Below are 4,992 nucleotides of genomic sequence, written 5' to 3' on the forward strand. Positions count from 1 at the left end.
CTTTATCATCAATAATGCATACGTAAAGTAAGCGTGCGTGTAAATCTATTCCACAATAGTAAGGATGTGTATTAGTATAAAAGTTCATTGAGCTTCTCCGTTGGTTTTGTCACCTATCAGAGTAGCCTAAAAGTTACGCTGATTGGGGAGGCTCAATGAGTATCAAGTTGCTGCATCGGAAAAACTACTGGCTCGCGCTCGCATTTTTCCGCTTAAAACGGCGTTATATTTTAAGGATAGTTCGGTGAATAAACGTAGAGTTGGTTTTTCTACGATATTAATATTTTTAATCAGTGCATGTTCATCGATTGAAAAGACAGGACTCAAAGAAGTAATTCAACCTGAAAAAAGTAATCCCTTAAAGGTAAAAGATGCTTTATTGCTATTTTCGTTAACGCACCAAAACCTAAGGTTGGGACGTCAAAAGAAGAAGTTAAACGATCTATATCATCTAATTCAATTTTAATTCTTCAACAAAGCAAAGATCTTATTGTTGCGCGGTTTGATACAAGAAACTCTCAACTGGAATCGACATATGAATATTGTGATTTAGAGTATCATTTCTCATCATCAAAATTTATCCTAGGCCCTTATGTAATTGGTGACTGTAGTTCTATCGTTATTAAAGCAACTAAAGTAAATTAAAATATAACAACCCCATTAAATCGTTCGCAAGCCTACTGGGACGCCTTCTCGCCGGCTGGGGCTCATTCTTCGCCAAGTATAGCCAGCAAGCCTGCGCCGCTTATTTGAGGCGTTATAGCGTATAAGCCTTTCAGGTTACTGTTTAGCGCAAAGACGGATATCTCCCGTATTTCTTCGAGTTAACGACTGCTTTTTTCGGCAATTCCCCGGCGGTTTATTCAATTCAATATACTTCCAACTCAGATCGATTTTATAGAAACTTGTTCACAATAACGATTATCAATAGTTGCAGTTTTCTGGCTGTTTGGTTTAGTCTAGGGTAATAATTTTAATCAAGTTGCAGTACTAACATTTTGTGGCGGCAAAGCCGCGATAGTGAAGTGGGGTGGTGCAATAACAAACCTATGTTGCGGACACCAACTCGCTGGCTGTGGCTCATTCTTCGCCAAGTATAGCCAGAACGCCTGCGAGCTTATTTGAATCGTTAGCTACCTAAGGATATGTAAATGGAATTTATTAACTTTGTACAATTGATTATCCTGGCTTTAATCATTGTTTTATTACTTGCTCAAAAGATTGCAATTAAGAAAGGTATGCTAGTTGAGGTCAACTACTCAGAAAAACACCGATTATCTATTGCGCTCACTATAGGAGCCATTCCTCTAGTTTGGGGAATAATGACAGAACAGTATTTTGTGTTTACTTTAGGTATTGCAATGGGTTTCATTTGTTACCAAAAAAAATCGTGGTACAAACTCAAGGTGCTGTAGCTAACAAACACATTATATTCATTCGCAAGCTCACTGGGACGCATACTCGCTGGCTGGGGCCCATTCTTCTGTAAGTATAGCCAGCAAGCCTGCGCCGCTTATTTGAAACGTTATAAATACAAGGAAACTTCGATTATGAAAAATAGTATTGTCATTTTAATCACGACTCTTATAGTTGGTGGTTGTGCATCAACTAAAATGGAAAAAGAGTATCCGGGTTTATCGGTAACTCAGAACGAAATTCAATCTTCTAAATGGAACCAACTTAATCGCTTTCCTCCGAGGTATCCGGAACAAGCAGCGATTAAGTCTATCGAAGGGTGCGCTACCGTTGAATATGTAGTAACACCTCAAAATGAAGTTAAAGATATAACTGTAATAGCTTCAACAAATAAGCAGTTTTCTAAAGCTGCTGTAGACGTGATTAAAAACTGGAAATGGTCAGAATTACCTAAAAGTATTCTAACTCAGCCTGTAAAAACGCAAACCCGATTTGATTTCTGTTTCGACAAGCCGAATCAACCTTGTTCATCTATTACACCCAATTATTCATGCCCAAGTGAAGATATCATTTATTCTACAGGCATGCGCGTTAATGCCGGTGGGTAATGTATTTATAACAAACGTATGTTGCTGGCCCAAACTCGCGGCCATTGTTCGTGCCTACACTAAGTGTAGGCCACAAGTTTGTGCAACAAATTCGGACGTTATCCTCAAAATTCATGGTTCAGGAGAAGTGATTAGTAATGGATGCCCCCAACTTACACATTGAGGAATTTTTAAAGTACTACTATTCATTTGAGCAGGAGCCCGGTTATGCAGTCCTTTTGAAAGGGAAATGGGGAACGGGCAAGACTTGGTTTATAAACCAAACGCTGAATTCACTTGCACAGCAAGATGGTAAATATCTATATGTTAGCCTCTATGGCGTAACTTCATTTGAAGAAATAGAAGATGAGTTCTTTAAGCAGCTTCACCCATTATTATCGTCAAAAAGCATGGCTTTAACAGGAAAGATAGCTAAAGGGTTGCTAAAGGCTACGTTAAAAATTGATTTAGACGGTGATGGAAAAGCTGATGGCAGTGTATCTGCTAAAGCTCCAGAGTTAAATTTACCTGATTATCTAACCAATACATCTGGTTTTATTATCGTTTTTGATGACCTTGAAAGAGCCTCAATTAATCTCGAAAGTCTTCTTGGGTATATAAACCACTATGTTGAGCATCAAGGTTACAAAGTAATTATTGTTGCAAATGAGGAAGAGATATTAGCACATCAAGAGCAACGAGATGACTTCAAACTTGCATATAGAAGAATAAAGGAAAAGTTGGTAGGAAAAACCTTTGAGATAAAACCTGATTTAAGTGGGGCTTTAGTTAATTTTATCTCTGAAGTTAAAAGTACTAGTGCACAAAAACTATACAATAAAAACATTAACTTAATATCTGAGATTTATGAAAGCTCACAATACCAAAACCTAAGACACTTAAAGCAAGCTCTTTGGGATTTTGAACGGTTTTTATCATTTGTCAGTCCAGATGCTTCTTCGAAAGATGGATTACTTGATCACTTATTAAAAATGTTTCTTATTTTGTCATTTGAGATAAAAAGCGGGAGTATTCTTCCAAAAGACATTTCAAACTTTAAAACTGCATATGTTTCTGGCTTACTTGATAGAGACTCAAAAAAGAAAGAAGAAACACCGTATCAAAGAGTGAGCAAGAAATATAAAAATGTAAGCCTTAAAGATCTTTTAGTCGAAGAGTCAATTTGGATTGATTTCTTTGATAGAGGTTGCTGCTCTGAAGAACGGGTACAAGAATCTCTCGAAAAGTCAGAATACTATCGTACAGAAAATACTCCTGACTGGGTTAGATTGTGGCACTCAATGGATTTGAGTGATGACGAGTTCAGCACTGCACTTGCGTCTGTGGAAAACGATTTCTTCGAGATGAAGTACTCTGAGTTAGGTGTTGTTAGACATGTTACTGGTATTTTTCTTTGGTTATCTAAGATAGGGCTAATGAAGAAGACTATGCGCGAGATTCTTGAATTTTCCTGCACCTATATTGATCATCTTAAAGAGAATGGCAATCTTAATTCTCAAACCTCCAATAGACCAAGGTTCAGAGAATATGAATCATGGGGAGGTCTAGGTTTTCACGAAAAAGAATCAGATGAATTCAAGGAACTAAATAAATATATCGACCGGCTAAGTGAACAGGCAGTAATTGAAGACTATCCGACTGCTGGAGATGAATTGATTCACTTAATAAGTGAAGACCCCAAGTTATTCTATCGAAAAGTAGTACTTTGCAATGATTCAGATAACATTTACTACGAAATACCAATTTTCCAATACGTTGACTCCGAAAAATTCGTTGAAGCATTTGTAAATGCCATACCAGACTCAAGAAATACAATTTGTTATGCATTTTCTGAACGGTATAAGTTCGATAATTTTAATGCTTCATTACTTCCTGAATTAGAGTGGCTCAGAAATGTCATTAGGCTGCTAGAAGAAAAAAGGCAGTTATTTGAGGGGAAGATTAGTGGTTACCAATTGCAATCTTATATTAACACCTACTTCAGGCCTGCAGCGGAGGCATTGGAGCAATTCGAGGCTAACAAGCAAAGTCAGTCGGACAGCTAACGCTGCCGCTGCTTTGGACGTTATCCACGAAGGAGAATTATCAGGTTACTCGCAGTTTTTTTAGTTATTCTCACATTTGGAGTAAATGCTGCAGATTGGAAGGGCGTTTTCATCTACGACGCTGATACAGGCGACGATGAAAGCGGGTTCACTTGTAAATTTCAAACTAAAAATATTGTTTGGTCTACTTCTCTCGGTAGAACAATGTTACGAGATTGTGGAGCCGATACAATGCAGTTCGAGCTCATATTGTTGCTAGATTCTTCTTCTTCGGGTGATACTGAATACGCTTTGAAGAGTGATGTAAAAGCATCATTGATAACACACTCAAACGGTTTATCAGTCGAAACATCGTCAATGTGGCTTCAACGAACAGACAACAAGAGTTTGTTAGACCAACTCAAACAAACTGTCAGTTATGAGTAAATTTGTGAATAACAAAACCATTAACCGGTTTTGTGGAAGAGCGCCACAAACTGCTTATGCAAAGCGTTATACGTACTTTTAGGAATTATTCTCAATGGAAGACGAAGCGATAAAAGCCCAGCGTTCTAGAATATTAATCAAAGTCGCTATGGCAACCGTGATTCTTATAGAAGCAATGGCCTTTCAAAGAACTAACACGCTAAACTTTACAAAAAACAACATTCTCTTCGCTCATTGGGAAAAGGACTCGCTGACACTTCGTGCCAAAACACTCGGTTTTTCCCGTTATTGTAAGAGTTATGAGTACTCCCTATGAGCATCACGTTCTCACCTATAAGTAGTGGTAGCGCTAATTATATTGAGGTAATAGACCGTAAGCGTTCGCCAATCCCACCTAGCGTTTAGCAAATTCCCATGGTAGCAATTGCTCGATATCGTAATGTGGCTGGCTGACCTGTTCTAGTAAGTACATCAGGTAATCGAATGGCGTGATGCCG

The 4,992-nt window shown here is 38.1% G+C and carries 5 protein-coding genes; all 5 read left to right on the forward strand.

Annotation, left to right across the window (positions count from 1 at the left end; all coding sequences use genetic code 11):
• Positions 1-1,151 precede the first annotated feature (1,151 nt).
• The 5 genes from ACYVIL_RS19445 to ACYVIL_RS19465 all read left to right on the forward strand — a co-directional run bounded on the left by ACYVIL_RS19445 (position 1,152) and on the right by ACYVIL_RS19465 (position 4,811).
• Positions 1,152-1,415 (forward strand): hypothetical protein, encoded by a 264-nt coding sequence (locus tag ACYVIL_RS19445; protein ID WP_303472297.1) that lies wholly within the window; start codon positions 1,152-1,154, stop codon positions 1,413-1,415.
• A 135-nt stretch (positions 1,416-1,550) separates the two neighbouring features.
• A complete protein-coding gene (locus ACYVIL_RS19450; protein WP_460314320.1) occupies positions 1,551-2,024 on the forward strand; it encodes an energy transducer TonB in 474 nt (157 codons plus the stop codon).
• Positions 2,025-2,161: 137 nt separating this feature from the next.
• Positions 2,162-4,069: a P-loop NTPase fold protein gene (locus ACYVIL_RS19455; RefSeq protein WP_460314322.1), complete on the forward strand. Its 1,908-nt coding sequence runs from the start codon at positions 2,162-2,164 to the stop codon at positions 4,067-4,069.
• Between the two features lie 231 nt (positions 4,070-4,300).
• The gene (locus tag ACYVIL_RS19460; RefSeq protein ID WP_460314324.1) at positions 4,301-4,495 is read left to right on the forward strand and encodes a hypothetical protein; all 195 of its coding nucleotides are present in this window, start codon (positions 4,301-4,303) and stop codon (positions 4,493-4,495) included.
• Positions 4,496-4,589: 94 nt separating this feature from the next.
• Positions 4,590-4,811, forward strand: coding sequence for a hypothetical protein (locus ACYVIL_RS19465; protein WP_303472292.1), 222 nt, complete (start codon positions 4,590-4,592; stop codon positions 4,809-4,811).
• Positions 4,812-4,992 lie beyond the last annotated feature (181 nt).

It is taken from the genome of Aliiglaciecola aliphaticivorans, from assembly GCF_054782055.1.

Coding starts and splice junctions, on each gene's coding strand:
- ACYVIL_RS19450 (WP_460314320.1), top strand. CDS start 1,551: ATGAAAAATAGTATTGTCATTTTAATCACGACTCTTATAGTTGGTGGT.
- ACYVIL_RS19465 (WP_303472292.1), top strand. CDS start 4,590: ATGGAAGACGAAGCGATAAAAGCCCAGCGTTCTAGAATATTAATCAAA.
- ACYVIL_RS19460 (WP_460314324.1), top strand. CDS start 4,301: ATGCAGTTCGAGCTCATATTGTTGCTAGATTCTTCTTCTTCGGGTGAT.
- ACYVIL_RS19445 (WP_303472297.1), top strand. CDS start 1,152: ATGGAATTTATTAACTTTGTACAATTGATTATCCTGGCTTTAATCATT.
- ACYVIL_RS19455 (WP_460314322.1), top strand. CDS start 2,162: ATGGATGCCCCCAACTTACACATTGAGGAATTTTTAAAGTACTACTAT.